At 68.4% G+C, this 26,191-nt stretch carries 23 protein-coding genes and 1 pseudogene; 8 read left to right on the top strand and 16 right to left on the bottom strand.

Going from position 1 to position 26,191, the window contains the following annotated elements; translation table 11 throughout:
• From ASC93_RS30605 to ASC93_RS10525, 3 genes and pseudogenes are all read right to left on the bottom strand, one after another.
• Positions 1–141 (bottom strand): annotated as a pseudogene (locus tag ASC93_RS30605) (5-dehydro-4-deoxyglucarate dehydratase); the annotation flags it as partial.
• 197 nt (positions 142–338) lie between these two features.
• The gene (locus ASC93_RS32590; RefSeq protein WP_082547916.1) at positions 339–1,964 is read right to left on the bottom strand and encodes a methyl-accepting chemotaxis protein; all 1,626 of its coding nucleotides are present in this window, start codon (positions 1,962–1,964) and stop codon (positions 339–341) included.
• Between the two features lie 133 nt (positions 1,965–2,097).
• On the bottom strand, positions 2,098–3,156 hold the full coding sequence (locus ASC93_RS10525; RefSeq protein WP_056440892.1) for a LacI family DNA-binding transcriptional regulator: 1,059 nt from the start codon (positions 3,154–3,156) through the stop codon (positions 2,098–2,100).
• Positions 3,157–3,468: 312 nt separating this feature from the next.
• Between ASC93_RS10525 and garD the strand changes: the two genes are divergently transcribed.
• Genes garD through ASC93_RS10510 form a run of 3 tightly spaced genes read left to right on the top strand, consistent with a single transcriptional unit; the run spans position 3,469 to position 7,521 of the window.
• Positions 3,469–5,013 (top strand): galactarate dehydratase, encoded by a 1,545-nt coding sequence (garD, locus tag ASC93_RS10520; protein ID WP_229412674.1) that lies wholly within the window; start codon positions 3,469–3,471, stop codon positions 5,011–5,013.
• Positions 5,014–5,056: 43 nt separating this feature from the next.
• Positions 5,057–6,121: a porin gene (locus ASC93_RS10515; protein WP_056440886.1), complete on the top strand. Its 1,065-nt coding sequence runs from the start codon at positions 5,057–5,059 to the stop codon at positions 6,119–6,121.
• Positions 6,122–6,156: 35 nt separating this feature from the next.
• Positions 6,157–7,521 carry an MFS transporter gene (locus ASC93_RS10510; RefSeq protein ID WP_056440884.1) on the top strand — a complete coding sequence of 455 codons (1,365 nt, stop codon included), beginning with the start codon at positions 6,157–6,159 and terminating at the stop codon, positions 7,519–7,521.
• Here ASC93_RS10510 and pcaD read toward each other — a convergent pair.
• Genes pcaD through ASC93_RS10470 form a run of 8 tightly spaced genes read right to left on the bottom strand, consistent with a single transcriptional unit; the run spans position 7,481 to position 14,360 of the window.
• Positions 7,481–8,302, bottom strand: coding sequence for a 3-oxoadipate enol-lactonase (gene pcaD / locus ASC93_RS10505; RefSeq protein WP_056440879.1), 822 nt, complete (start codon positions 8,300–8,302; stop codon positions 7,481–7,483). The two genes, ASC93_RS10510 and pcaD, sit on opposite strands and share 41 nt — an antisense overlap.
• A gap of 4 nt (positions 8,303–8,306) precedes the next feature.
• Entirely contained in the window at positions 8,307–9,092 is a 786-nt protein-coding gene (locus ASC93_RS10500) for a 1,6-dihydroxycyclohexa-2,4-diene-1-carboxylate dehydrogenase (RefSeq protein WP_056440873.1), read from the bottom strand.
• On the bottom strand, positions 9,089–10,120 hold the full coding sequence (gene benC / locus ASC93_RS10495; protein WP_056440871.1) for a benzoate 1,2-dioxygenase electron transfer component BenC: 1,032 nt from the start codon (positions 10,118–10,120) through the stop codon (positions 9,089–9,091). Before benC ends, ASC93_RS10500 begins: the two co-directional genes overlap by 4 nt.
• Positions 10,121–10,131: 11 nt before the next feature.
• Positions 10,132–10,623 carry a benzoate 1,2-dioxygenase small subunit gene (gene benB / locus ASC93_RS10490; RefSeq protein WP_056440867.1) on the bottom strand — a complete coding sequence of 164 codons (492 nt, stop codon included), beginning with the start codon at positions 10,621–10,623 and terminating at the stop codon, positions 10,132–10,134.
• The gene (benA, locus tag ASC93_RS10485) at positions 10,620–11,990 is read right to left on the bottom strand and encodes a benzoate 1,2-dioxygenase large subunit (RefSeq protein WP_056440864.1); all 1,371 of its coding nucleotides are present in this window, start codon (positions 11,988–11,990) and stop codon (positions 10,620–10,622) included. Before benA ends, benB begins: the two co-directional genes overlap by 4 nt.
• 9 nt (positions 11,991–11,999) lie before the next feature.
• Positions 12,000–12,920 carry a catechol 1,2-dioxygenase gene (catA, locus tag ASC93_RS10480; RefSeq protein ID WP_056440862.1) on the bottom strand — a complete coding sequence of 307 codons (921 nt, stop codon included), beginning with the start codon at positions 12,918–12,920 and terminating at the stop codon, positions 12,000–12,002.
• A 23-nt stretch (positions 12,921–12,943) separates the two neighbouring features.
• Positions 12,944–13,234: a muconolactone Delta-isomerase gene (gene catC / locus ASC93_RS10475; RefSeq protein WP_056440860.1), complete on the bottom strand. Its 291-nt coding sequence runs from the start codon at positions 13,232–13,234 to the stop codon at positions 12,944–12,946.
• A 16-nt stretch (positions 13,235–13,250) separates the two neighbouring features.
• Positions 13,251–14,360, bottom strand: a complete 1,110-nt coding sequence (locus ASC93_RS10470; protein WP_056440857.1) for a muconate/chloromuconate family cycloisomerase — start codon at positions 14,358–14,360, stop codon at positions 13,251–13,253.
• A gap of 102 nt (positions 14,361–14,462) precedes the next feature.
• Between ASC93_RS10470 and ASC93_RS10465 the strand changes: the two genes are divergently transcribed.
• The 4 genes from ASC93_RS10465 (at position 14,463) to ASC93_RS10450 (ending at position 18,526) form a co-directional block, all read left to right on the top strand.
• The gene (locus ASC93_RS10465) at positions 14,463–15,377 is read left to right on the top strand and encodes a LysR family transcriptional regulator (protein ID WP_056440854.1); all 915 of its coding nucleotides are present in this window, start codon (positions 14,463–14,465) and stop codon (positions 15,375–15,377) included.
• Between the two features lie 136 nt (positions 15,378–15,513).
• Positions 15,514–16,092, top strand: coding sequence for a sigma-70 family RNA polymerase sigma factor (locus ASC93_RS10460; RefSeq protein WP_056440851.1), 579 nt, complete (start codon positions 15,514–15,516; stop codon positions 16,090–16,092).
• The gene (locus ASC93_RS10455) at positions 16,089–16,805 is read left to right on the top strand and encodes an anti-sigma factor (protein ID WP_056440846.1); all 717 of its coding nucleotides are present in this window, start codon (positions 16,089–16,091) and stop codon (positions 16,803–16,805) included. Before ASC93_RS10460 ends, ASC93_RS10455 begins: the two co-directional genes overlap by 4 nt.
• Positions 16,806–16,837: 32 nt before the next feature.
• A complete protein-coding gene (locus ASC93_RS10450) occupies positions 16,838–18,526 on the top strand; it encodes a beta-N-acetylhexosaminidase (protein WP_200958304.1) in 1,689 nt (562 codons plus the stop codon).
• Between the two features lie 13 nt (positions 18,527–18,539).
• On the opposite strand, the gene ASC93_RS10445 is transcribed toward ASC93_RS10450, so the two are convergent.
• From ASC93_RS10445 to ASC93_RS10425, 5 genes are all read right to left on the bottom strand, one after another.
• Positions 18,540–19,784 carry a cytochrome c gene (locus ASC93_RS10445; protein WP_056440843.1) on the bottom strand — a complete coding sequence of 415 codons (1,245 nt, stop codon included), beginning with the start codon at positions 19,782–19,784 and terminating at the stop codon, positions 18,540–18,542.
• Entirely contained in the window at positions 19,781–20,329 is a 549-nt protein-coding gene (locus ASC93_RS10440) for a (2Fe-2S)-binding protein (RefSeq protein WP_056440839.1), read from the bottom strand. The genes ASC93_RS10445 and ASC93_RS10440 overlap by 4 nt, the downstream gene beginning before the upstream one ends.
• Complete coding sequence (locus ASC93_RS10435) at positions 20,326–23,112, bottom strand: xanthine dehydrogenase family protein molybdopterin-binding subunit (RefSeq protein WP_056440836.1); 2,787 nt, start codon at positions 23,110–23,112, stop codon at positions 20,326–20,328. The genes ASC93_RS10440 and ASC93_RS10435 overlap by 4 nt, the downstream gene beginning before the upstream one ends.
• A 102-nt stretch (positions 23,113–23,214) precedes the next feature.
• On the bottom strand, positions 23,215–23,997 hold the full coding sequence (locus ASC93_RS10430) for a 3-hydroxybutyrate dehydrogenase (RefSeq protein WP_056440831.1): 783 nt from the start codon (positions 23,995–23,997) through the stop codon (positions 23,215–23,217).
• Entirely contained in the window at positions 23,981–25,222 is a 1,242-nt protein-coding gene (locus ASC93_RS10425) for a patatin-like phospholipase family protein (RefSeq protein ID WP_200958303.1), read from the bottom strand. The genes ASC93_RS10430 and ASC93_RS10425 overlap by 17 nt, the downstream gene beginning before the upstream one ends.
• 254 nt (positions 25,223–25,476) lie before the next feature.
• Between ASC93_RS10425 and ASC93_RS10420 the strand changes: the two genes are divergently transcribed.
• A complete protein-coding gene (locus tag ASC93_RS10420) occupies positions 25,477–26,127 on the top strand; it encodes an NUDIX hydrolase (RefSeq protein WP_056440828.1) in 651 nt (216 codons plus the stop codon).
• Positions 26,128–26,191: the final 64 nt, after the last annotated feature.

The following is a 26,191-nucleotide window of genomic DNA, read 5'->3' as shown; positions in this document are numbered from 1 at the left end:
GGCGGTGGCGCCGTACGGCGCGAGCCATTCCAGGCGCTCGATGTACGTGCTGGGGCGGAAATTGCCTTCGGCATCGAAGTCGGTGATGGGGAAGGACAGCAGGCCCGACGACATGACTTGCTTGAGTTCTTGCGGATTCATGGTAGCTCCAGTGGCGGATGAGGGAGAGTGGCTTTACTTGTCAGTCATCGTACAACTAAAGACGAGGCATCGCAAGAATTTTTTCGACGTCGATGCGCCGCCGTGGCCGTTCGGCCCGGATCTACGGGGAGGCATGCGAATCCGGGCAACCTGGGGCTGCCCGGAAATGGATGTCAAAAAGGCATGATGTCGTACAACTAGCCGCCAAACGTCGCCGGCAGGCGTGCCGCCGCGCGCCGGGCGGCAGGCACGTGCGGCGCGGTCGCGGCAGCCGGCGGCAGCTTGAACAGGCTGACGGTCGTGAGCAGGTTGCCGGCCTCGACGTTCAGTGCCTCGGCGGCGGCGGCCGACTCCTCGACGAGCGCCGCGTTACGCTGCGTCATCTCGTCCATCTGCGCGATGGCGCCGTTGATCTGCTCGATGCCCAGGCTCTGCTCGCGGCTCGCTTCCGCGATCTCGCCGACGATGCCGGACACGCGCTGCACGCTGTCGACCATCGCCTGCATCGAATCGCCCGCTTCCCTGACGAGGTGCGTGCCCGACACGACCTTGTCGGCCGAGTCGGTGATCAAGGCCTTGATTTCGCGCGCCGCCGTGGCGCTGCGCTGGGCGAGGGTGCGCACTTCGCCGGCGACGACGGCGAAACCGCGTCCCTGTTCGCCGGCGCGCGCCGCTTCGACGGCGGCGTTCAGGGCCAGGATGTTCGTCTGGAACGCGATGCCGTCGATCACGGCGATGATGTCGACGACGCGGCGCGACGAGCTGTCGATGGCGGCCATCGTCTCGACCATCCGGTCCATCACGACGGCGCCCGTCGTCGCCATCGTGGACGTCGTCTGCACGAGCTCGCGCGCCTGCGCCGCGTTGCCGGCCGTCTGCTGGACGGTGCTCGTGAGCTCTTCCATCGACGATGCCGTTTCTTCCAGCGAGCCCGCCTGCTGCTCGGTGCGCGCCGACAGGTCGGCATTCCCGAGCGACACTTCATGCGCCGTCGCGCCGATCGCCTGGGCGCCGCTGCGCACGGTGCACACCATCGCGGTCAGGCTCTCCTGCATGCGCGCGATCCCGCCCATCAGGCGGCCGATTTCGTTGTCGCCCGTCGCGGCCGCGTGCGCGGTCAGGTCGCCCTGGGCGACGCGGTCGAGGAGTGCCACGGCCTCGCCGATGGGCGCGATCACGACGCGCTTGAGGAAGAGGTGCACGGCGGCGACGAGCGCCAGCGCCGCCGCGATGCCGGCCGCGACGAGCCACAGCACCGTCGTGTATTCGCGCGCGCGCTCCGCCATCAGCCGCTCGCTGAGCGCCGTCTGCTGCTTCTGGAATTTCTCGAGCAGCGCGGAGAAGGCGGCGCCCTGCGACGTCAGCTGCTCGACGTTGATCTTCGTGTATTGCACTGCGTCGTCGTGGCGCAGCGCGTCGATGGCGCGGTCGAGCGTGCCGACGAGGCGCGCCGCGGCGTCGCCCAGTTCCTTGCGCAATTGCACGTCGGTGGCGGCGGGAGGCAGGCGCGCGACGAACGCCTGCAAGGCCGCGGCCGAGCGGCCCTGGCTCGTGGCCGCGCTGTCCAGACCGCTGCTGGCGGACGTGGCCTTGCCGTTTTCCTTGAAGTCGGTGTAGGCGCGCACCAGCGCCGAGCGGGTGCGCGTCGTGTCCTTGTAGATGTCGTTGATCGCCTGCGTGTCGGTATTCAGGCCGTAGGCGAGCGCGAGCGCGTTGTTCGAGCGTTGCAGGGTGAATACGCCCAGGCCGGCGCCGATCACGAGCATGACGGCGAACAGGCCCAGCGACGCCATCAGGCTGAAGCGGATCGTAATGTTTTTCATGGTTGAGTTTGCAAAAGGGGGAACGCTGCAGGCCGGAATCGACCTTGCGGCGGGGCGATCATCGCACGGCTGGTTGGTGCTGACTATTTCTTATTGGAAATTTTGTGAAAAACGTTGCGTCGATGCCGCTTCGTCAGCCGACGGTCCGCGTCGTCGCCCGCTCGACCAGCTCGAAACCCACGTCGACGACGTTGCCCGCCAGCGGCCGGCCTTCGATCCTGGCGATCAGCGCTTTCGCGGCCTGCGCGCCGATGGCCCGCTTGTCGATGTGGACGGAGGAGATGGGGGGATGGGTGAACGCGGCGAAATCGAAGTCGCCGAAGCCCATGATGCCGAGCGAATCGGGCACGGCGATGCCTTGCGCGGCCGCCTCGATCAGGGCGCCCTGGGCCAGCACGTCGGAGCTGCACACGACGACTTCCGGATCGTGGCCGGCGGCCAGGATCGCGCGCAGGCCCTCGCGGCCGAGATTGAGGACGGTCGGCGGCGTCGCCATGTGCGTGGCGACGGGCACCACGCCGTGGCGCCGCAGCTCCGCCTCGAGCGCCTGGCGGCGCCGGTTGGCGCGTTCGTCGCGGGCGCAGATCGATGCAAACCGTTTATACCCTTTGCCCAGCAAATACTGCGCGACCTTTTCGCCGATCCGTTCCTGCGAAAAGCCGATGGCGATGTCGATGGGGGAGGGCGTCAGGTCCCAGGCCTCCACCACGGGCACGCCGGTGGCGAGCAGCTTCTTGCGCACGCTGGCGTGGTGCTGGATGCCGGTGAGGACGATGCCGTCGGGCTGGCGCGACAGGATCGCCGTCAGCAGGTCTTCTTCCTTCTGCTGCGAATAGTTCGAGACGGACAGCAGCAACTGGTAGCCGTGCGCCGACAATTCGTCGTTCAGGCCCTGCACCATCTCGGCGAACATCGAATTGGACAGCTGCGGCACGATGGCCGCGATGAGCTGGCTGCGCTTCGTCGTCAGGCTGCCCGCCAGCATGTTCGGGATATAGCCCATCGCGGCCGCCGCTTCCTTCACGCGCGCGATCGTGTCCGGCTTCACGAGCTTGGGGTTGTGCAGCGCGCGCGACACGGTGATGGGCGACAGGCCCGCCAGCCGCGCGACGTCCTTGAGCGTGATGCTTTTCGGCCGTTCCGGGTACGTGTCGTCGTCGTTGTTGCGGTCGTGGTCGAGCGGCTCGGTCATGCGCGGGTCTGTTGGGTAAATGATCAGTTGTACGACATCCGACCACAAAACGCTTGCGTTCATGGATGATTGCGGTATCATACCAAACGTCGGTCAAGGATGGTGATTTTGCTCACTCTTGCGCGACTGGAAAAACGATGGCCGAAGAATGACCGGCCATATTTTTAAGATAAAAATGATTGCGGTGTCATTTGTGCGTGATGCACATGCGGCGCCGGTCCCGAACGTCAGGAAATGCAATGGCGGTTTTTTCGGGAGCGAAATGATTGCGCAATCATGAAGAATGCAGCGCCCGTAGATATGGAGACGATGATGACCATCCCCCGCACCATCCGCATGCACGAGAACGACAACGTCGCCATCGTCGTCAACGCCGGCGGCCTGCCGGAAGGCACCGTCTTTCCCGATGGGCTGACATTGAAGACGCGCGTGCCGGAAGGGCACAAGGTCGCCCTGCGCGACATCGCCCAGGGCGAGCCGATCATCCGCTACGACGTGACGATCGGCCATGCGCTTGCCCCGATCGCGCGCGGCACGTGGATCGAGGAATCGCTGGTCGGCATGCCGGCCGCGCGCGGCCTGGACGACCTGCCGCAACCGGTCCGCGACCGCGCGCCGCTCGCGCCGCTGGAAGGTTTCACGTTCGAGGGCTTCCGCAATCCGGACGGCTCGGTGGGCACGCGCAACATCCTCGCCATCAGCGAGACGGTGCAGTGCGTGTCCGGCGTCGTCGAATTCGCCGTCGAGCGCATCAAGAAGGAATTGCTGCCCAAGTACCCGAACGTGGACGACGTCGTCGCCATCGAGCACACGTACGGCTGCGGCGTCGCCATCGACGCGCCCGGCGCCGAGATCCCGATCCGCACCCTGCGCAACATCGCCCGGAACCCGAACTTCGGCGGGCGCGTGATGGTCGTCAGCCTCGGCTGCGAAAAGCTGCAGCCGGCGCGCATGTTCCCGCAAGGTTCGATCGCGATCCGGAACGCGCAGCAGGAACCGGACGTCGTATGCCTGCAGGACGCGGCGCACGTCGGCTTCGGCGACATGATCGAGTCCATCATGCGCACGGCCGAGACGCACCTGGCCGTACTGGACCTGCGCCGGCGCGAGACCGTGCCGGCGTCGGAACTGGTCGTCGGCGTGCAGTGCGGCGGCAGCGACGCGTTCTCCGGCGTGACCGCCAATCCGGCCGTCGGCTATGCGAGCGACCTGCTCGTGCGGGCCGGCGCCGCCGTCATGTTTTCCGAAACGACGGAAGTCCGCGACGGCATCGACCAGTTGACGGCGCGCGCCGCCGACGACGGCGTCGCGCAGGCGATGATCCGCGAAATGGCCTGGTACGACGAGTACCTCAAGCGCGGCGGCGTGGACCGCAGCGCGAACACGACGCCCGGCAACAAGAAGGGCGGCCTCGCCAACATCACCGAGAAGGCGATGGGTTCCATCATCAAGTCCGGCACGGCGCCCATCGCGGGCGTGCTGGCGCCGGGCGAAAAACTGCAGCGGAAGGGCCTGATCTACGCGGCCACGCCGGCCAGCGATTTCATCTGCGGCACGCTGCAACTGGCGGCCGGCATGAACATGCACGTGTTCACGACGGGCCGCGGCACGCCGTACGGCCTGGCCGCCGTGCCGGTCGTGAAGGTGGCGACGCGCGACGACCTGGCGCGCCGCTGGCACGACCTCATGGACATCAACGCCGGCCGCATCGCGACCGGCGACGCGACGATCGCGGACGTCGGCTGGGAGCTGTTCCACTTCCTGCTCGACGTGGCGAGCGGCCGCAAAAAGACGTGGGCCGAGCAGTGGAAACTGCACAACGCGCTCACGCTGTTCAACCCGGCGCCGGTGACCTGACCTCCGCGCGACCAAAAAAACACCGACAAACCAAGGAGACACCTTGAAAAAAGCAGCACTGATCGCCCTCGGCCTGGCCGCGGGCGCGGGCGCGCACGCCCAGACGAACGTCACCATCTACGGCATCGTCGACGCCGCCCTCGTGGGCGAAAACGGCGGCAGCGCCGGCCATGTCACGAAGGTGACGAGCGGCGCCGCCTCGGCGTCGCGCATCGGCTTCCGCGGCACCGAGGAGCTGGGCGACGGCCTGGCCGCGTTCTTCACGCTGGAGACGGGCGCCAGGATCGATACCGGCGAAGTCGACGCGGCCGGCACGATCTTCAACCGCCAGGCGTTCGTCGGCCTCAGGACGAAGGCCGGATCGGTCGCCCTCGGCCGCCAGTACACGCCTTACCACACGACCCTGACCGCGGTGGCCGATCCGTTCGGCACCGGTTACGCGGGCACGTCGAAGAACCTCTTCCCCGACAACGGCACCAACGTCCGCGCCAGCAATACGATCACGTACGCGTCGCCCAGGGTGAACGGCGTGAACGTCGACCTCGCGTACAGCGCGGGCGAGCAGACGGCATTGGCGGCGGGACGCCAGTTCGGCGGCGCGATCGGCTATGCCGCGGGACCGCTGACGGTGCGCCTCGCGTACAACAGCAAGAACACGGACGTCGCGGCGACGGGCACGAACCACGACCTGGGCCGCAACACGCTGCTGGGCGCGAACTACGACTTCAAATGGGTCAGGCTGTATGCGGCGTACGGTATCGACAAGGGCTTCAACAGCGCCACGCTGGGCAACGCCAACAATCCGTACGGCGGCGTGAAGCCGACGCCGTCCATCGACGGCCGCGACATGCTGCTGGGCTTCCGGGCGCCGGTCGGTCCGGGCACGCTGATGTTCTCGACGATGCACAAGGACGACCGCACCCACTTCAACCAGGACGCCACCTCGTGGGGCATCGGCTACCTGTACGAGCTGACGAAACGGACTGGCCTGTACGCGGCCTACGCGCACATCAATAACAAGAACGGCGCCGGCTACACCGTCGCCAACAATTCGGAGTCGGGCTCGGGCAACACCGGCTACGACCTGGGCATCCGCCACACGTTCTGACCGCGGCGGACGCACCCCACAACCTTGGAGGAAACATGGAGCACACAACGACCGCCGCCATGCCGGCGCTTGCTTCGAAACTCGCGTCGCGCACGCGCTGGAGCATTCTCGCGATCCTGTTCATCGTCACGACGATCAATTACGCGGACCGCGCCTCGATCTCGATCGCGGGACCCGAGATCCGCAAGGCCCTCGGCCTGTCGCCCGTCGAAATGGGCTTCGTGTTTTCCGCGTTCGCCTGGTCGTACGTGATGGCGCAGCTGCCGGGCGGCTGGCTGCTCGACCGCTTCGGCTCGAAGATCACGTACTTCTTCAGCATCTTCCTGTGGTCGCTGTTCACGATGCTGACGGGCGCCGTCGGCTTCATGACGGGCGCCGCCGCCGTGGCCACCCTGTTCGCGCTGCGCTTCGTCGTCGGCGCGGCCGAGGCGCCTTCGTTCCCCGGCAACAGCCGCATCACGTCGGCCTGGTTCCCCACGCACGAACGGGGGCTCGCGTCGGCGCTGTTCAACTCGGCCCAGTATTTCGCGACCGTGCTGTTCGCGCCGATCATGGGCTGGCTGGTCCACAGCTACGGCTGGCAAAGCGTGTTCGTCGTGATGGGGAGCCTGGGTATCGCGATGGCCTTCGTCTGGCTCAAGACCATCTACGGCCCCAAGGACCACCCGTCCGTGAGCGCCGGCGAACTGAAATACATCGAGGAGGGCGGGGCGCTCGTCGACCTGGACGGCGCGCAGCGCAGCACCCAGCCGCCGGCCGTCGACACGTTCGCCTGCGTCAAGGAACTGCTGGGCAACCGCATGCTGCTGGGCGTGTACATCGGCCAGTACTGCATCAACACGCTGACCTACTTCTTCCTCACGTGGTTCCCGGTGTACCTCGTGCAGGAGCGCCACATGACGATCCTGAAGGCGGGCTTCGTCGCCTCGGTGCCCGCCATCGCCGGCTTCCTCGGCGGCGTCGTGGGCGGCACCATCTCGGACCGCCTCGCGAAGGCCGGCTTCTCGCTGTCGATGTCGCGCAAGGTGCCGATCGTGGCGGGCATGCTGCTGTCGATGAGCATGATCGCCTGTAACTACATCGAGCAGGACATGTTCGTCGTGGCCGTGATGGCCCTGGCCTTCTTCGGCAAGGGCGTCGGCGCGCTGGGCTGGGCGGTCGTGGCCGACACGTCGCCGAAGGAAGCGGGCGGCCTCTCGGGCGCGCTGTTCAACACCTTCGGCAACATCGCCGGCATCACGACGCCGATCGTCATCGGCTACATCCTGCAGGGCACCGGTTCGTTCGCGGGCGCGCTCGTGTACGTGGGCGCGAACGCGGCCGTCACGATCTTCAGCTACGTCTTCATCGTGGGCGAGATCAAGCGCGTGAAGCTGGTGAAGTCGCTGGTTGCGCACTGACGCATCCGGCCAGGAAGCGCAGCAGGTGGTCGGTGAACGCCGGCGCCGCTTCCAGGTTCGAGATGTGCGACGCCGGCACGACGGCCAGCTGCGCCCCGGCGATCGCCGCCGCGAGCCGTTCGCCGTCGGCGACCGTCGTCACCGGGTCGGCGGCACCCGCGATGACGAGCGTCGGCGCGCGCACCCGGGCGACGTCCATCCGCAGGTCGGCCTGGGCCAGCGCGTCGCAGCAGGCCGCGTAGCCTTCGGCATCCTGTGCGCGCAGGGCCGCGACGAGGCGGTCCACCAGCGGGCGCTCGCGGTCGATGAAGCCTTGCGTGAACCAGCGCGCGGCCGCGCCGTCGGCGACCCCGTCCATTCCTGCGCGCCGCACCTGTTCGGCGCGCGCCGTCCAGCTTGAGGCCGTGTCGATGCGGGCCGCCGTATTCGCGAGCACCAGGCTGGCGATCCGGTGCGGCTGGTGGATGGCGAGCCACTGGCCCGTCATGCCGCCCATCGAGATCCCGCAGAAGTGCGCCCGCGCGATGCCCAGCGCGTCGAGCAGGCCGGTCACGTCGAGCCCCAGGCGTTCCAGCGTCACGCTCGCCGTGCCGCGTCCCGACCGGCCGTGGCCGCGCGCGTCGTAGCGCAGCACGTAAAAATCGCGGGCCAGGCGGGCCGCCTGCGGCTCCCACATGGCGAGGTCGGTGCCGAGGGAATTCGAGAGCACGATGCAGGGCCGCGCCGGATCGCCGTCGGCCCGGTAATGCAGGCGCACGTCATCCACTTGTACGAAGCGCATGGCGTCACCCCTGGTCGCCGCCGCCCACCGGCAGCACGGTGCCGGTGACGTACGACGCTTCGCTTGACGCGAGGAACAGGATCGCCGCGACCTGCTCGTCGACGGTGCCGTAGCGGTGCATGAAGCTCGATGCCAGGGTCTGGTCGACGATGCCCTGGTACCACGCCTGTTCCCGTGCGTTCAAAGGTTGCGGATTGCGCGGCACCCTGCGCGGCGGGGCGTCCGTCCCGCCCGTGGCGACGGCGTTGACGAGGATGCCGTCCTGCGCATGTTCGAACGCGAGGCTCGCCGTCAGCGCGTTGACGCCGCCTTTCGCCGCCGAATAGGGCACGCGGTAGATGCCGCGCGTGGCCACCGACGACACGTTGACGATGGCGCCGGCCCTGGCTGCGATCATGGCCGGCAGCACGGCGCGGCAGCACCACAGGGTCGGGAACAGCGAACGGCGGATTTCGGCTTCGATCTGCGCCTCCTCGTATTCCTGGTAGGGCTTGGCCCAGATCGTGCCGCCGACGTTGTTGACGAGGATGTCGATGCGGCCATGGTCGGCAAGGGCGCGGGCCGCCAGCGCGGCGGCGCCGGCCCACGTTTCGAGATCGGCCTCGATGGCGACGACCTGCGCGCCGCAGGCGGCAGCTTCCTGCGCCACCTCGTGCACGAGCGGCGCGCGGTCCGCCAGCACGAGCCGGGCGCCTTCGCGCGCGGCCGCCAGCGCCACGCCGCGTCCGATGCCCTGGGCTGCGCCGGTGACGATCATGACCTGATCCTTGAAGCGGTCGGGATGGATCATGCCGCACCTCCGGTCGTGCTGGCCGCGGCGAACTTCTCGAAGTAGAAGCCGTGCGGCGCGATGCCGACGCCGTCCAGCCAGGCGCGCACGGCGTCGACCATCGCGACGGGGCCGCACAGGTAGACGTCGACGTCGCCGCCGTGCATCCAGCCCGGTTCGACGTGCGCGGTGGCGTAACCCTTGCGCGGATGGCTGCTGGCCGCATGCGCCACGCACGTCACGTACTGGAACTGGGGATGCGCGGCCGCGATGCGGTCCAGCCGGTCCAGTTCGACGAGGTCGTGGTCGTGGGTGACCGCGTACACGAGGCGGACCGGGTGCGCGAAGCCGTGCGCGGCGAGGACGTCGAGCATGGACAGGAACGGCGCGATGCCGGTGCCGCCCGCCAGCATCAGCACGGGTCGTTGCACCGGGCGCAGGTAGAAGCTGCCGTACGGGCCGGAGAACGCGACCGGCTGCCCCGGCTGCGCGTGCTCCGTGAGCCAGGTGCTCATCACGCCGTCCGGCACGTTGCGCACGACGAAGCCGGCGTGCGCTGCGCCGGGGGCGGAGCTGAACGAGTACGAGCGGGTCTGGTCCGTGCCCGGCACGCGCACGTTGACGTACTGGCCGGGAAGGAAGTCCAGTTGCGCCGGCGCGTCGAGCGCGACGGAGAACGCGATCGTCGACGGCGACAGCTGCGCGACCGCGGCGACCTTGCCTGCGAAGTCGCCGACGCCCGTCTTGCATGCGGCCGACGTGGCCGGGATGCGCACGACGCAGTCGGAGGTCGGGCGCATCTGGCAGGCCAGCACGTGGCCGGCCGCGGCGTCGCGCGCGTCGAGGGCGTCCTCGATATAGCCGTCGGCGGGCATGTCGTAGCTGCCGGACTCGCACAGCCCGCGGCACGTGCCGCAGGCGCCGTCGCGGCAATCGAGGGGGATGTTGACCTTCTGGCGATAGGCCGCGTCGGACAGTTTTTCGTTGGGGTTGCAGCCGATGAAGCGCGTGACGCCGTCCTCGAACTGCAGTGCGATCGTATGGCTCATGACCGGCTCCTTTAGATGTGATAAATGTCGATCACCTGGCTGATGTAGTCGTTCTTCAGGACGACGTATTTGTCCAGGATGCGGGGCGCCGGACCGGAAAAGTCGATCACGTAGCGCGACATGCCGAAATAGCTGTGGGTCGTGTGGTAGCGGTGGCTCAGCGTGTGCCAGTTGAAGCGCACGGTGTGCAGCGCGCCGTCGACCCGTTCCAGTTCCACGTTGGCGATGTTGTGGCTCGTGCGCGTGTCCGGAATGGTCGCGCTGGAGCGCTCCGTCCTGATGCGGAACACGCGGTCTTCCAGGCCCTGGCGGCTCGCGTAATAGATCAGCGAGATCTCGCGCTCCGGGTCCGCGACCAGCGTGCCGTCGTCGTCCCAGGACGGCATCCAGAACCGCGCGGCCACGTCGTAGCAGGCGAGCCAGTCGTCCCACCGTTCGTCGTCGAGCAGGCGCGCTTCGCGGTACAGGAAGGCCTGGATGTCCTGCATCGTCACCGCGCTCATGTCGCGTCTCCCGGCGCGGCCAGCGCCCGCTGCATCACGTCGAGCCAGTAGCGGTGCTGGATGGTGTACAGGCCCTCGTCCTCGGTGCGCACGCCGCTCAGCACGGGGGCGAGGCCGATGGCCTGCGCCGCCGCGTCCGCGCCCTTCACCCAGTGCCTGGCGCCGCGGCACATGTCGTTCCACTGCATGGCCGCGCCGTTGTAGCCCTGCTGGCAGGCGCGGAATTCTTCCAGGTCGTCCGGCGTCGCCATGCCGCTGACGTTGAAAAAATCTTCGTACTGGCGGATGCGGTGGGCGCGCGCCTCGGCCGATTCGTCCCTGGGCGCGATGCAGTAGATCGTCACCTCGGTCTTGTCCACGGCGAGCGGGCGCAGCACGCGGATCTGGGAGCTGAACTGGTCCATCAGGTACACGTTCGGATACAGGCACAGGTTGCGCGAGCGGCCCACCATCCAGTCGGCCGTCGCGCGGCCGTATTTGTCCGCGTACTCCGCGTGGCGGGCAAAGTTCGGGCGGTCCTCGGGATTGGCCCACTCCGACCACAGCAGCATGTGCCCGTGCTCGAAGGCGTAGAAACCGCCGCCCTGGCGGCCCCAGTTGCCGGCGTCCATCGCGCGGATGTCGTCCGCGCCGGCCGCCTGCTCCTCCTTGCGGCGGTTCGTCGTGGCCGCGTAATTCCAGTGCACGGCCGTCACGTGGTAGCCGTCGGCGCCGTTCTCGGCCTGCAGCTTCCAGTTGCCGTCGAACGTATAGGTCGACGCGCCGCGCAGCACTTCCAGGCCGCCCGGGGACTGGTCGACGATCATGTCGATGATCTTGCCGGCCTCGCCGAGGAAGGCTTCCAGCGGTTCGACGTCCGGATTCAGGCTGCCGAACAGGAAGCCGCGGTAGCTGCCGAAGCGCGCCAGTTTCTTGAGGTCGTGCGAGCCTTCCTTGTTGAAGCAGTCCGGATAGCCCGCGCCTTCCGGGTCCTTCACCTTCAGCAGCTTGCCGCTGTTGTTGAAGGTCCAGCCGTGGAACGGGCAGGTATAGGTGGCCTTGTTGCCGCGCTTGTGGCGGCACAGCTGGGCGCCGCGGTGGCTGCACGCGTTGATGAACGCGTTCAGTTCACCGTTGCGGTTGCGGGCGATGAACACCGGCTGGCGGCCGATGTGCGTCGTGTAGTAGTCGTTGACGTTGGCGACCTGGCTCTCGTGCGCCAGGTAGACCCAGTTGCCTTCGAAGATATGCTTCATCTCGAGGTCGAACAGGGCCTCGTCGGTGAAGGCGCTGCGGTGCAGGCGATAGTCGCCCGTCGCGGCGTCCTCGATCAGGTAGCCGTCGAGGCTCGTCGGCGTGAATGCGTCGACCGGAACGATGGGAATCATGGCGTGTCCTCAGGCGGCGGCACGGGGACGGTCGACCAGCGTGGCCGGGGCGGCGTCGGTGTCGCGGTACAGGTGGAAGTCGAAGTCGATCGACGCGTACGGCTTGTCCAGGCGCAGGGCGTCGAGGCGGGCCGGGTCGTCGATGCGCTGCACGGGCGGCACGAGGCCGGCGCGGCTGGCGAACGCGAAGTCGTCCCACAGGTATTCGTCGCCGTCGATATTGATCTGCGTGGTCAGCTTGCGCCGGCCGGGGTGGCTCACGAAGAAGTGGATGTGCGCGGGGCGGCGGCCGTGGCGGCCCAGCAGGTCGAGCAGCTGCTGCGTCGTGCCGTCCGGCGGGCAGCCGTAGCCGACCGGGATGATCGAGCGGAAGCGGTAGCGGCCGTTGTCGTCGGCGACGATCGTGCGGCGCAGGTTGAAGTCCGGCTGGGTGCGGTCGAAGAACGAGTAGTTGCCGAGCAGGTTCGCGTGCCACACCTCGACCTTCGCGCCCGGCAGCGGGCGGCCGTCCTGGTCGAACACGGTGCCCTGCATGAACAGGACCTCGCCGCGCTCCGTTTCGGTGCCGTCGTCCAGGCGGGCGAAGCCGACGCTTTCCGGCGCGCCCGCCACGTACAGCGGGCCTTCGATGGCGCGCGGCGTGCCGCCCGCCAGGCCGGCTTTCTGTTCGGCTTCGTCGGCGCGGATGTCGAGGAAGCGCTCCAGGCCGAGGCCCGCGGCCAGCAGGCCCAGTTCGCCCGCGGCACCGGCGGCCGCCAGGTACGACACGCCGTGCCAGAATTCGGTCGGGGTGACGTCGAGGTCCTCGATGGCCTTGCACAAATCGCCCAGCAGGCGCAGCACGACCTGCTGCACGCGCGGGTCGGCGGGGCGGTCGGCGGCGTCCACGACCCAGCTCCGGGCCAGTCGTTCGATGTCTGCGTGGTTCATTTCTGTCTCCTTGTGGTGGATGGTTAGCGGTCGTCGTCGCGGACGGACGACGGGTGGCGGCACAGCGGCATCACGTCGATCTGCATGTAGGGGAACAGCGGCAGCGATGTGAGCAGCGCATGCAGCTCCTCGGCGTCGGCGACGTCGAAGATGCTGACGTTGGCGTACTGGCCGGCGATGCGCCACAGGTGGCGCCATTTGCCTTCGCGCTGCAGGCGCTGGGCGAGGTCTTTCTCGGCCTGCCTGAGCGCCGCCGCGTCGGCGCTCGCCAGCGACGCGGGCAGGTGGACGTTCATTCGTACGTGGAACAGCATGGTGGTCTCCGTGGTGTCATTGGCGCCGCAGGCGGCGCAACTTGTCGGTGTCGATGTCGACGCCCAGGCCCGGACCGGTCGGCACCTGCAGCGCGAAGTCGCGGTACACGAGCGGCTCGCTCAGCACTTCCTCGGTCAGCAGCAGGGGGCCGAACAATTCGGTGTCCCATGCGAGGTCGGCGAACGTCGAGCACACGTGGGCCGTGGCCGCCGTGCCGATGCCGCCTTCCAGCATCGTGCCGCCGTACAGGCCGATGCCGGCCAGCCGCGCGACGGCGGCCACGTCGAGGGCCGGCAGCAGGCCGCCGGACTGTGTGATCTTGACGGCGTACACACCGGCGGCGTCCATGCGGGCGAGCAGCATGGCGTCGTCCGGGCCGTGCAGCGCCTCGTCGGCCATGATGGCGACGTCGAAGCGGCGCGTGAGCCGCGCCAGCGCGGCCGTGTTGCGGGCCTTGACGGGTTGCTCGACCAGGTCGATGGCGCCGTCCTGCAGCCTGGCGATGGCGCGCACGGCGTCGGCCTCGCTCCAGGCCTGGTTGACGTCCACGCGCACGCTGGCCCGGTCGCCCAGGGCGCGCTTGATCGCGAGGACGTGCGCGACGTCGGCGTCGACCTCGCGCAGGCCGATCTTGAGCTTGAAGATGCGGTGGCGGCGGATGTCCAGCATGTGCTCCGCTTCCGCGATGTCGCGCGCCGTGTCGCCGCTGGCCAGCGTCCAGGCCACGGGCAGCGTGTCGCGCACGCGCCCGCCGAGCAGCTCGGACAGCGGCACGTCCAGGCGGCGCGCCTGCGCGTCCAGCAGGGCCGTCTCGAGCGCGCACTTGGCGAAGCGGTTGCCCTGGATGGTCCGGCGCACCTTCGCCATCGCTTTCGCCGGCGCGCCGGCGTCCATGCCGAGCAGCAGCGGGGCGATGTGGGTGTCGATATTGACCTTGATGCTTTCCGGGCTCTCGTCGCCGTAATTCAGGCCGCCGATGGTCGTGGCCTCGCCCCAGCCCTGAATGCCGTCGGCGCAGCGGATGCGCACCAGGACCAGGGTTTGCGTGTTCATCGTCGCGACGGACAGCTTGTGGGGCCGGATCGTCGGGACGTCGAGCAAGAAGGTGTCGATAGTTTGGATCATATTCGGTGCGTATAATTCGGTGGAGTGATGCCACGATATTCCTGCGAATAACGGGCGTCCAACACTGTTGTGGTATCAAGTCCATACCTGAGAGGTATTGAAATGGAATTGCGGCACCTGCGTTACTTCGTCGCCGTGGCGGAAGAGCGGAATTTCACCCGGGCGGCCGAGCGCCTCCACATCGCCCAGCCGCCGCTGAGCCGGCAGATCCAGCAGCTGGAGGAAGACCTGGGCGTGGTCCTGATCGAAAAAGGCGTGCGGCCGCTGCGCCTGACCGAGGCCGGCGCCTTTTTCCTCGCCCACGCCAGGACGCTGCTCGACCAGGTGCGCGACTTGCGCACGATGACCCAGCGCATCGGCAAGCTGGAACGCACGCTGTCCGTCGGCTTCGTCGCCTCGACCCTGTACGGCCTGCTGCCCGACATCATCCGCCGCTACCGCGAGCGCCATCCCGAGGTCGACATCGCGCTGCACGAGATGACGACGGTGGAACAGCTCAAGGCCCTCAAGGAAGGCCGCATCGACGTGGGCTTCGGGCGCCTCAAGAGCGCGGACCCGAGCATCCGCCGCATCCGGCTGCGCGAGGAGCCGATGGTCGTGGCGCTGTTCCCCGGCCACCGCCTCGCCGGCGGCGCGGGCGGCCTGCGCCTGACGGAACTGGTCCACGAAGCGCTGCTCGTGTACCCGAAAGCGCCGCGCCCGAGCTTTGCCGACCAGGTGCTGGCCGCCTTCAGCGAAGCGAACCTGACGCCGGAACACGTGACCGAGGTGCGCGAACTGCAGATCGCGATGGGACTCGTCGCGGCCGGGCAGGGCATCGCCATCGTGCCGGAAAGCGTGCAGGGCATGCATCACCGGAACGTCGTGTACCGCCCGCTGGACGAGCCGCACGCGGTGTCGCCGATCTTCTTTTCCGTGCGCCACATGGACCGGTCGCCCGAGCTGGAAAACATCCTGGCGGCCGTGTACGCGGTCTACGACGACCACGGGATCGCGCACGGCGGCGAAAAACTGTGAATCGCTGAATCCGGTGCCGCCGCGGCCGCGTATATGAGGGCATGGACGGGGCATGGCGACCGCACGCTTGCAATCGGCACCCCGCCAGTGGCTTGTCGCGCTACAATGTTTTCATTAAATCAATGAAAAGGGCGCCGTGAGCGAGGAGACCGACCAGGACGACCGCCTGTACCACCTGCTTGCCGCCGTGGCCCTGCAGGACCGCAAGGCGTTCCGCGCCCTGTACGACGCCACGTCCGCGAAACTGTTCGGCGTCGCGCTGCGCGTCCTGCGCAAGGACGAGCTGGCGGAGGACGCCGTGCAGGACGCCTTCGTCGCCATCTGGCACGCGGCGTCCGGCTACCAGCCGCACCTGGCGGCGCCGCTCACGTGGATGGTGACGATCGTGCGCAACAAGGCGCTGGACATCCTGCGCCGCGCGCGGGCGGGCGGCGCGGACGCGCAGGTGGAACCCGACGATGCCGACGGCCTGGCCGACACGGCCGCCGGACCGTACGAGCTGGCGCAGGCGTCGCGCGACGCGCGGGCGCTGGCCGATTGCATGGACACGCTCGCGGGCCGCCAGCGCCAGGCGATCGGCATGGCGTATCTGCACGACCTGTCGCACAGCGAGGTGGCGGGGCGCCTCGGCCTGCCCATCGGCACGGTCAAGACGTGGATCCGGCGCGGCCTCGAGCGGCTGCGCGAGTGCCTGGCCAAACGGGAGGCTGCATGAACATCCGGGACAATCCGGCCCTGGCCGACAAGCTCGCGGCCGAATACGCGCTGGGCACCTTGCGGGGCGGTGCGCGGCGCCGTTTCGAGACGTGGCTGCGCGACGACCGCCGGCTGCGCGCCCTGGTCGCCGACTGGCAGGGACGGCTCGCGACGCTGGCCGAGCTGGAACGGCCCGTGACGCCGCCGGCGCGCGTGTGGGCGGGCATCGAGCGCCGCCTCCACCCCGCGCCCGCGCCGTCCCCGTCGTCCGCACCGTGGTGGCAGTTCTGGCGCACCGCCGCGGCGCGGCCGTGGGGCGTGCTGGCGCTGGCCGCGAGCGCGGGCCTGCTCGTGCTGGCCGTGCGCATGGCCGCGCTGAACGAAGCGGGCGCGCCGCCGCAGCAGATCGCGGCGCTGTCCGACGCCCAGTCGCACACGGCGCTGGTCGTCACGGCCGACACGCGGCGCGGCAAGCTCCGGGTGCGCGTCGCGGCCGACGTCCACGTGCCTGCCGACCGCACGCTGCAGCTGTGGGCGATCACGCAGGCAGGCAAGCCGCGCTCGCTCGGCATCCTGCCCGGCAACCGCAGCACCGACCTGACGCTCGACGCGCGCGCCACCGATCCGGACGTGGCGCTGCTCGCGATCAGCCTGGAGCCGAAAGGCGGTTCGCCCGATCCGAACGGGCCGACCGGCCCCGTGCTGTACAAGGGCAGCTGGGCGCGCCTGTGATTCCACCCATTCATTCATCGTCGAGGTCTGGCATGCGCATGTTCGTCGTCCTGTCCTTTTGTTGCCTGACCGGCGCCGCGCACGGGCAGGATGCGGCACCGGACATCGTGCCGCGTCCCGCGCACCTGCAGCGCGGGAGCGGCGAATACGTGCTGACGCCGGCGACCCGCATCGTCGCGAGCGGCGCGGCGCTGCCCGAGGCGGCGATGCTGCGCGACTACCTGCGCCCGGCCACCGGCTTCGATCTGCCCGTCGGCGCGCACGACGGCGCGAACGCGATCCGCCTGCGCCTCGATCCGAAAGCCGATACGGGCAGCGAAGGCTACCGCCTCGTGAGCGACGCCGCCGGCGTGACCATCGCGGCCGCGCAGCCCGCCGGCCTGTTCTACGGCATCCAGACCTTGCGCCAGATGCTGCCGGCGGATATCTACCGGCAGGCGCCGGTGCGGCGCACGTGGGCGCTGCCGGCCGTGGCCATCGAGGACGCGCCGCGGTTCTCGTGGCGCGGCAGCCACCTGGACGTGGCGCGCCACTTCATGCCCAAGGCATTCGTCATGAAGCACATCGAGCTGCTGGCCCAGCACAAGATGAACGTCTTCCACTGGCACCTGACGGACGACCAGGGCTGGCGCATCGAGATCAAGCGCTATCCGCGCCTGACCCAGGTCGGCGCGTGGCGGCGCGACAGCATGGTCGCGTACTCGCCCCCACGCTACGACGGCAAGCCGCACGGCGGCTTTTATACGCAGGACGACATCCGCGAAGTGGTCGCGTGGGCGGCCGCGCGCCACGTGACGATCGTGCCCGAAATCGAAATGCCGGGCCACGCGCTGGCTGCCATCGCCGCGTATCCGGCGCTGGGCAACAACCCCGGCCGCCAGCTGGAAGTGGGCCGCGACTGGGGCGTCATCCCGCACGTGTTCAACGTGGAGGACGGCACCATCGTCTTCCTGCAGCACGTGCTGGACGAGGTGATGGACCTGTTTCCGGGACCGTACGTGCACGTGGGCGGCGACGAATGCCCGAAGACGGAATGGGCGCATTCGCCGGCCGCGCTGGCGCGCATGAAGCAGGTGGGGCTCGTGCCCGCGACGGCGACCTTGCAGGACCTGCAGGATTACCGGGATGCGCAGGGCCGGCCGGCCGCGCATCCGGCCCTGCATGGCTTGCAGAGCTGGTTCATCGGCCGCATGGATGCCTATCTGGCGCAGCACGGGCGCCGCCTGGTCGGCTGGGACGAGATCCTCGACGGCGGCCTCGCGCCGGGTGCCACGGTGATGAGCTGGCACGGCGAGGCGGGCGGCATCAAGGCGGCCGGCGCCGGGCATGACGTCGTCATGACGCCGGAGCGCGAGACCTATTTCGACTTTTACCAGGCCGCGCCGGGCAGCCCGGGCTTCCGCGAGCCGATGGGCGTGCGCGACGTGACGACGCTCGCGCGCGTGTACGCGTACGACCCGCTGCCCGCCGCGCTGCCGCCGGGAGAGGCGAACCACGTGCTGGGCAGCCAGGCGCAGTTGTGGACGGAGTACATGGCGACGCCGCGCGACGTCGAATACATGGCCTGGCCGCGCCTGCTGGCGCTGGCGGAAGGCTTGTGGACGCCGCCGTCGCGCAAGGACTACGGCCGCTTCGAACGGGCGATGCCGGCCGCGCTGGACCGGCTGCAGGCGCAGGACGTGAACTACCGCCCGCTGGATGGGCCGCGCGGCCCGCGCTGACGGTCCCCGCGCGTCAGGGGTGGCGCAGCACCGCGACCCGGTCCGGCGTGACGTCGGCGGGCAGGTCGCCCCAGGTGGCGCGCAGGTAGTTGACGAGGGCGGCCACGTCGGCGTCGCTCATGCCCTGCGCGAAACCGGGCATCGGCTGCATGTTTTCCAGTCCGCCCAGTTTTTGTTCCGGCAGGCCGTCGAGGATGGTGACGATGAGGTTGTGCGCATTCGCCTCGCGCACCGTCGTATTGCCGCGCATGGCCACGGCCGTGTGCGGCCTGCCCGCGCCGTCGACGGCATGGCAGCCGGCGCACACGTTCAGGTAGATGCGGCGCCCGGCATCGACCTTGCCCTGTTCCACGGCGGCCTGGCGGCGCGCCGGCGCGGCGGGGGGCGGCTCGCCCAGCAGGTAGATGGTCAGCGCCTTGATGTCGGCATCGTCCAGGTGACGCGTGCTCAGGTTGACGACTTCATACATGTCGCCGAACGCGGAACCCTGCGGCGCCACGCCCGTCTTCAGGAAGGCCTGCAGGCCGCCGGCGGTCCAGCCCCGTTCCGCCAGGGCGGCCGGGGTGATGTTCGACGAGAACCAGCGCGTCAGCGCGAAGCCGGCGAGCGGCCGGTCGAGGTCCAGCTGTCCCAGCCTGCCGCGCGGCGTATGGCATTCGTTGCAGTGGCCGAGGACGTTCGCCAGGTAGCGCCCGCGCACCCAGTCCGCCGACTGGCCCTGCGAACTGGCGGGCAGGGTGCCCTTCAGGAACAGCATGTTCCAGAACACGAGGCCGAAGCGCAGGTTGAACGGAAAGTGCAGGTCGTTCTGCCGGTTGGCCAGTTTGACGGGCGCCAGGTGCATCAGGTAGCCGTAGATCGCGTCGCTGTCGGCGCGCGCCATGCCCCGGTACGACGTGTAGGGCATCGCGGGATACAGGTGGCCGTGCGGCGATTTGCCCGCGGTCAGCGCCTGGTAAAAATCGTCGCTGCTCCAGCGCCCGATGCCGGTGTCGGGATCGGGCGTGATGTTGGTGCCGTAAATGGTGCCGAAATTCGTCTTCAGCGGTACGCCGCCGGCGAACGGCGCCCCGCCCGGCGCGGTATGGCACGCAACGCAGTCCGCCGCCGCGGCCAGGTATTTGCCCCGGGCGAGCTGCGCGGGCGTGGCGGCGCTGGCGGTGGCGGCGGCGGCCGGCGCGCGGTCGGGCTGCCGGCCGCATGCCGCCGCGGCGAGCGCCGCGAGGCAGAGCGCCGCCGTCGTGCGCATCGTCTTCATGATCCGGCCTTCACCAGGCCGGGCGTCGACAGGATCACGTCCTTCACGGCTTCGTAATAGCGCACATAGCCGGTACAGCGGCAGATGTGCGGGTTCAGCGCGGCCGAGATGGTCTGCTCGACCTGGTCGCGCGCGACCGGTTCGCGCTTGAGCCGTTCGACCAGCACCGTCGCGCCGTTGACGAAACCGGGTGTGCAGTAGCCGCACTGGAAGCTGTAGTGTTCGAGGAATTTCTGCTGGATGGGCGACAGTACGACGACCTCGCCATGCTCGTCGTACTTGGCATGGCCTTCCACCGTGCGGATGGTCTTGCCGTTGAAGAAATGCGCGCCCGTGATGCAGGTGCGGATTTCCTCGCTGCCCCCGGCGCCGTCCAGGATCACGACGCAGGCATGGCAGACGCCGATGCCGCAGCCGAAACGCGACCCGGTCAGATCGGCATACTCGTGCAGGAAGTCCACCATCATCAGGCCTTCGGGCACGTCGACCGGTCCGAACGCCTTGCCGTTGATCGTCAGCGCGAGTGGCCGCATGGTCAGGCTCATGACAGTACTCCTTGAATCTTCTCCGCCGTGATGGGCAGTTCCGTGAACCGGTGGCCGACCGCATGTGCGATCCCGTTCGCGATGGCCGCGACGACGGGAATCATGACCACTTCCGCGATGCCTTTCGACGGGTCGGTTGCCGACAGGGGCGGCAGGACCTCGCCGGACTGCTTCCACACCGCGACGTCGCTCGCGCGCGGCAGGTGGTAGCGGTTGAAATTCCAGGTGCCGTTGCCGGGACCGTCCTCGTACAGCGGCAGGTATTCGTGCAGCGCGTGGCCGATGCCCATCGCCAGTCCGCCCTGCAGCTGGCCGGACACCAGCTGCGGCACGATCTGGTTGCCGCATTCCATGATCGAATGATGCGACAGCAGTTCGATCGCGCCGTCGGACCGGCCGACCGCGAGCTCGACGAGCGTGCCGATCGCGCTGTAATAGGTCACGCCGGCGTTGTTGCGCTGCGCGGCCGGAAAGAAGACGTTGCGCCGCCCGATGACGGTGAATGTGTCGGCGCCGCCGTAGCGCACCGCGAGGCCGTCGAGCGGACGGCGCACGGTCTCCCCATGCACGTCGAAATCCGCCTCGGCCCATTGCCAGCGGTTGAACGCGTGGCCGACGGCGGCCGTCACCAGCTGGAGTTCGTGCGCCTTTTTGGCCAGCTGCTCCAGCGACAACGGTTCCATGCCGTTGGCGGTGAGCTTGCCGTTTTCCCAGCGCGCATCCGCGCGCCGCACGACGTACGACGCCGCCTGCCCGCCGGCGTAGCCGCCCGACCAGATGGCCAGCGCGGCCGGCCAGATCCCGTGTTCGAACACGACCCTGGCCGTCTCGCTCGTGCCGTGCGAGAAGAAGTACGCCGAGTTCGATGCACTGGACGGCGACACGGCCGCGGGCGTCCACATCGGGTCCCTGGCGAACTTGTCCTGTTCCGCCTGCTTGATCAGGTAGGTGTCGCCGCTGGTCGTCAGCGGCAGCTCGTCCCACTCGGTGACGGCCGTGCGCACGCTGTCGGCCGGCCGCCCCAGCCAGCGCGCGCACACGACGGCCTGGGACGTCGCCATGCCGGTGCCGATATCGACGCCGATGTGATGCAGCGCGATGCGTCCTTCGGGCGACAATTCCACGCGCGCGAAGATCGCTTCGGCGCCGGTGCCGAAATCTTTTTGCACGCACGCGAAACCGACGCCGTAGCGCTGGCCCGGATGGGCGAGCTCGTAGGCCTGCTTGCGCTTCACCCGTTCGGTCCACAGCGGATGCAGGCGCGCCCGTTCCAGCACCTCGTCGGCACGCACGGCGCCCGCGGGAACGGCGCCCTGCGTGTTCTTCATGCCCGATTTCAGCACGTTCTTCAGGCGCAGCTCGATGGCGTCGATGCCCAGCATCTGGGCGATTTCATCGACCGCCATTTCGGTCGCATTCATGCTTTGCAGCGTGCCGTAGCCGCGCGCCGAGCCGGCGTCGACGGCGCGCGAGTAGACGGCCGTCGTCGTGCAGTCGTTCTTCGGAAAATAATAGATCGATTGCGCGGCGGTCGCGGCGACCATGGCGACCGACGGCGAGAAATTCGCGCGCCCGCCGCCGTTGGCTTCGAAATCCGTCCTGAGGGTCTGGAACAGGCCCGTTTTCCGGTCGACGGCGATCTCGTAATGCATCCTGAAGCTGTGCCGCTTGAGCGCCGTCTGAAAATGCTCGAAGCGGTCGTTGGCGAAACGGACCGGGTTGCCGTCGCCGTACAATGCCGCGACCAGGCCGTAATACGGGACGTTGCAATGGTCCTTCGAACCATAGCCGACCGTATAGCAGGGATGGATGAACAGCTGCTTGAGCGGAAACCGGCTTTTCTTCACCATGTCGACCGCCGCGGTCATCACTTCCTGCGGGGACTGCGTGGCCAGCACGAGATGCAGCGATTGCGTCGCGGCGTCGTACCAGCCGTTCGCGTTGTCCGGTTCGAGGGCGGACGTATCGGTCGACTGCGAAAAGTAGTCGCGTTTCAGGATCAGCCAGTCGCCCGGCGGCGCCGCCAGTTCCTGCGCGATCCGCTCGCCGTAGGCAATGCCGTCCGGCCCCTGGTCCTTCAGGGTCACATCGGTCTTGCGCGGCACCTTTTTTTCGGAGGGAAAAAGCGGGCTGTTCTCGAGACTGGAAAACGCATCGTCGTCATAGGGCGTGCTGCCGCCCACGCGCACATAACGGAATGCGCCCCACGGGGCGCGCTGCTGCGGCGCGACCGGATCGCCGTACACGACGACCCGGTCCTGGAATTGCACCTTGTTCTTGGCGAAGCGAAAACGGTTGAAATCGTGATAGATCAGGATCGCGACCGCATGGCCCAGATAGGCCGCCTGCCTGCCCGCCGGGAGCAGCATGTCGTCGCCGTAAAAGTCGGGAAAGCGCAAGCCGTCGCGCGCGAGATCTTCCGCGGTCACGACGCGGTCCGGCTTGAGGTCGGGGTCGAGCAGGGCGAGATCGATGCCGGTGAACAGGCGATCGGTACGCGTGGCGCGCACGAAGAACGCGTGGGCCTGCCGTTGCGGCCAGTGCGGCATGTTGCGCGCGCGGATATCGTAGGCAAATACCTTCTTGCCCGTCACCTTTGCCGTGCCGTCGATCCGGAAACGTGCCGGACCGGCGGCGCCAGCCGGCTTCACCGGCGTGAGGATGTTTTCCTCGAACAGCGCGGAGAGGGCATCGCCGTGCAACGGCGCCAGCCAGACGCCGACGCCGGAGATCACGGTGAACTTGACGAATTTTCTACGGGAAGATCGAACACCATTATCCATGACCGCGCGCCCGCCAGGAATGCCAGCTCGTTTTTTCTGGGTAACTCGTTTTGGTAGAAAGTATATTCACAACGAATTTGAACGGGCGCACGGCTGATGCGGTCATTGCATGAACCACCCGTGGCTGACGACGATGGACTGGCCCGTCAGCGCGTTCGACGGGAAGGTCGCGAGGAACAGCGCCGTGTGCGCGACATCCTCGACGGTCGTGAATTCGCCGTCGACCGTCTCCTTCAGCATCACCTTTTTCACGACGTCGTCTTCGCTGATCCCGAGTTCCTTCGCCTGCTCCGGGATCTGCTTTTCGACCAGCGGCGTGCGCACGAAGCCGGGGCAGATCACGTTGGCGCGCACGCCGTGGGCCGCGCCTTCCTTGGCGACGACCTTGGCCAGCCCGACGAGGCCATGCTTGGCCGTGACGTACGGCGCCTTCAACACGGACGCTTCCTTCGAGTGCACGGACCCCATGTAGATGACGGTGCCGCCGCGGCCCTGCGCATACATCCGCTTCAGGCAGGCGCGCGTCGTGAGGAACGCGCCGTCGAGATGGATCGCGAGCATCTTCTTCCAGTCCGAGAACTTGAATTCGTCGACCGGCGCGACGATCTGGATGCCGGCGTTCGACACCAGCACGTCGATGCCGCCCAGCTTGTCGGCCACGAGGGCGATGCCGGCGTCGACCTGCTCTTCGTTGGTCACGTCCATCGCGACGGCGACGACGCGCGCGCCGGACGGATCGAATTCGCGCGCCACGGCCTGCGCGGCGGCGAGATTGAGATCGGCGATGGCGACCTTCGCGCCGTGGTCGAAATAGGTCCTGGCGATTTCCTTGCCGATGCCGCTGGCGGCGCCGGTGACGACGGCGACTTTATCCTGCATGTTCATGGTTGTCCTTGTCGGAAGAGGGTAGGGGGATGGGGTGGCTGGGCGCCGTCAGGAAATCGTGGACGGCTGGATTGTCCTCGAGGCGCGGCAGCCGGAAGATTTCCTCGTGGGCCAGCGTCTTCGTGGCGTCCGCGTAGCCGGCCTGCCAGTGTTCCGTCATGGTCCGGCGCGAGAATTCGAAGTCCTTGTACTGGCCTTCGTAGGTGGGCGAGCGGTACACCAGTTCGACGATGTTGTAGAGCGCGCGGTCGGACGCCGCCGCCAGCAGCTTCGCCTGCGGCGTAGCGGCGAGCGCCGGCGGCATCTGCGCAAGCAGTTCGTTGAACGCCGTGCGCAGCTTCTCGGTGCGGCGGAACGCGTCGGTGGCGTTGCGCGTGCGGCTCGAATACTGGATCTCCTTCATGCGCGTGGCGACGCCGGCGAGATCGTTCGGCACGTCGCCGCGCGCGCTCCACAGGTCCACCTGGAACACGAGCGTGTGCAGGCGCGAGCGCGCCGACAGCACCCAGTCGAGCGGCGTGTTCGACACCATGCCGCCGTCCCAATAGCGCTCGCCGTCGATCTCGACCGCGTCGAAGCCGGGCGGCAGCGCGCCGCTGGCCATCACGTGTTCGGGGCCGATGCGGTCGCTCGCGTTGTCGAAGTAGGCGAAGTTGCCGGTCCTGACGTTGACGGCGCCGATCGACAGGCGCGTCTCGCGCGCGTTGATGCGGTCGAAGTCGACGAGGCGTTCCAGCGTCGCGTGCAGCGGCGCCGTGTCGTAGAAACTGGTCGCGCCGGCGCCGGGCCACGTCAGGAACGGCGGCGGCAGGCGCGGCTCGAAGAAGCCGGGCACGCCCTGCACGAGCACGCGGCCCGCCGCGAGCTGGTTGACCCAGGCATGCAGCGTGTCGACGAGCGGCACGCCGGTCCACGTATCGCCGACGATGGCGTCGCCGCCCCCGCTGACCAGTTCCCAGAATTCGCGCAGCCGGGGCACGCGGTCCTGGCGCGCATTGCCGGCGATGATCGCACTGTTGATGGCGCCGATCGAAATGCCGGACACCCACGTGGGCTCGACGCCCGCTTCCAGCAGCCGCTCGTACACGCCGGCCTGGTAGGCGCCAAGCGCGCCGCCGCCCTGCAGCACGAGGGCGATGCTGTCGAATTCGGTGGCGCAGGCTTTGCGCGTTTCGGCGGGCGCGCGCGTGCCCTCGTGCAGCACGCTTTCGTCGCGCTTATTCACGCCCGGGCACCGGCATGGGGGAGATTGTTTGTGTGGCGCCGGGTTCGGCGGATCGGATCGGTGGCTGGCGCAATTCATTCCTCGCTATGTCAATATGAAGGGCGAGGCAACGGCGGTAGCGCGTGCATCGCGTCGCCTCGTCCGCCATTCTGGCCGATTGCGGACGAGGCCGCCGTTCGTTTGGATGATGCACGCCATGTTTACGCGGCCGCGCTGCTATAGTCGGCGCCATCGCAACGACGCTCGACACGGACATGAACGAGACCTGGACCTGGCATCCGCAACCGGACGACGACGGCCGCAAAGTGCGCCTGCACGCGCCGTCGTGCGAAGCGAACCTCGACGGCCTGGCCGATCCGCAGGCCGCGCTGACCTTCGTGCCCGGCAGCGTGTGCGCCGGCATGCTCGGCGGCGTGCCGCTGGCCCCGTGCGCGCGGGCGACCGTCGACGACGCATGCCACCGCGCGGGCGCCGCGCCGGCGTTCGACGAGCCGCCCTTCGTGCTGCCGACCGGCAAGCACGCGGCGGCCGGCGCCGTCGTGCGCGAGGCGGACGGCCGGCTCTGGCTCGTGGCGCCATCGAACGCGTTCGGCGGTTACACGGCCACGTTTCCCAAGGGGCGCGTCGAACCGGGGCTGACACTGCAGGCGACCGCCATCCGCGAGGTCTGGGAAGAATCCGGCCTGCACGTGGAACTGACGGCCTGGCTCGGCGACTTTTCCCGCACGCAGACGTTCACGCGCTTCTACGTCGCGCGCCGGATCGGCGGCCACCCGGCGCAGATGGGGTGGGAATCGCAGGCGGTGCACCTCGTCACGCCGGCGCAGGCGCGCCTGTTGCTGAACCGTGACACGGATCGCACCGTGCTGGACGCGCTGCTCGGGGAGGGAAGCCGGTGCGTTTGAGTTAGGTCAAAAGTGATGAGGGAGCCGCAAGACAAGCTCAGCCTTTCCAAATTGTAATGTTCGC

The organism is Massilia sp. Root335 (assembly GCF_001425685.1).
GTDB classification, from domain to species: Bacteria; Pseudomonadota; Gammaproteobacteria; order Burkholderiales; family Burkholderiaceae_D; genus Telluria; species Telluria luteola.
This window is presented reverse-complemented; position numbering and strand designations above follow the sequence as displayed.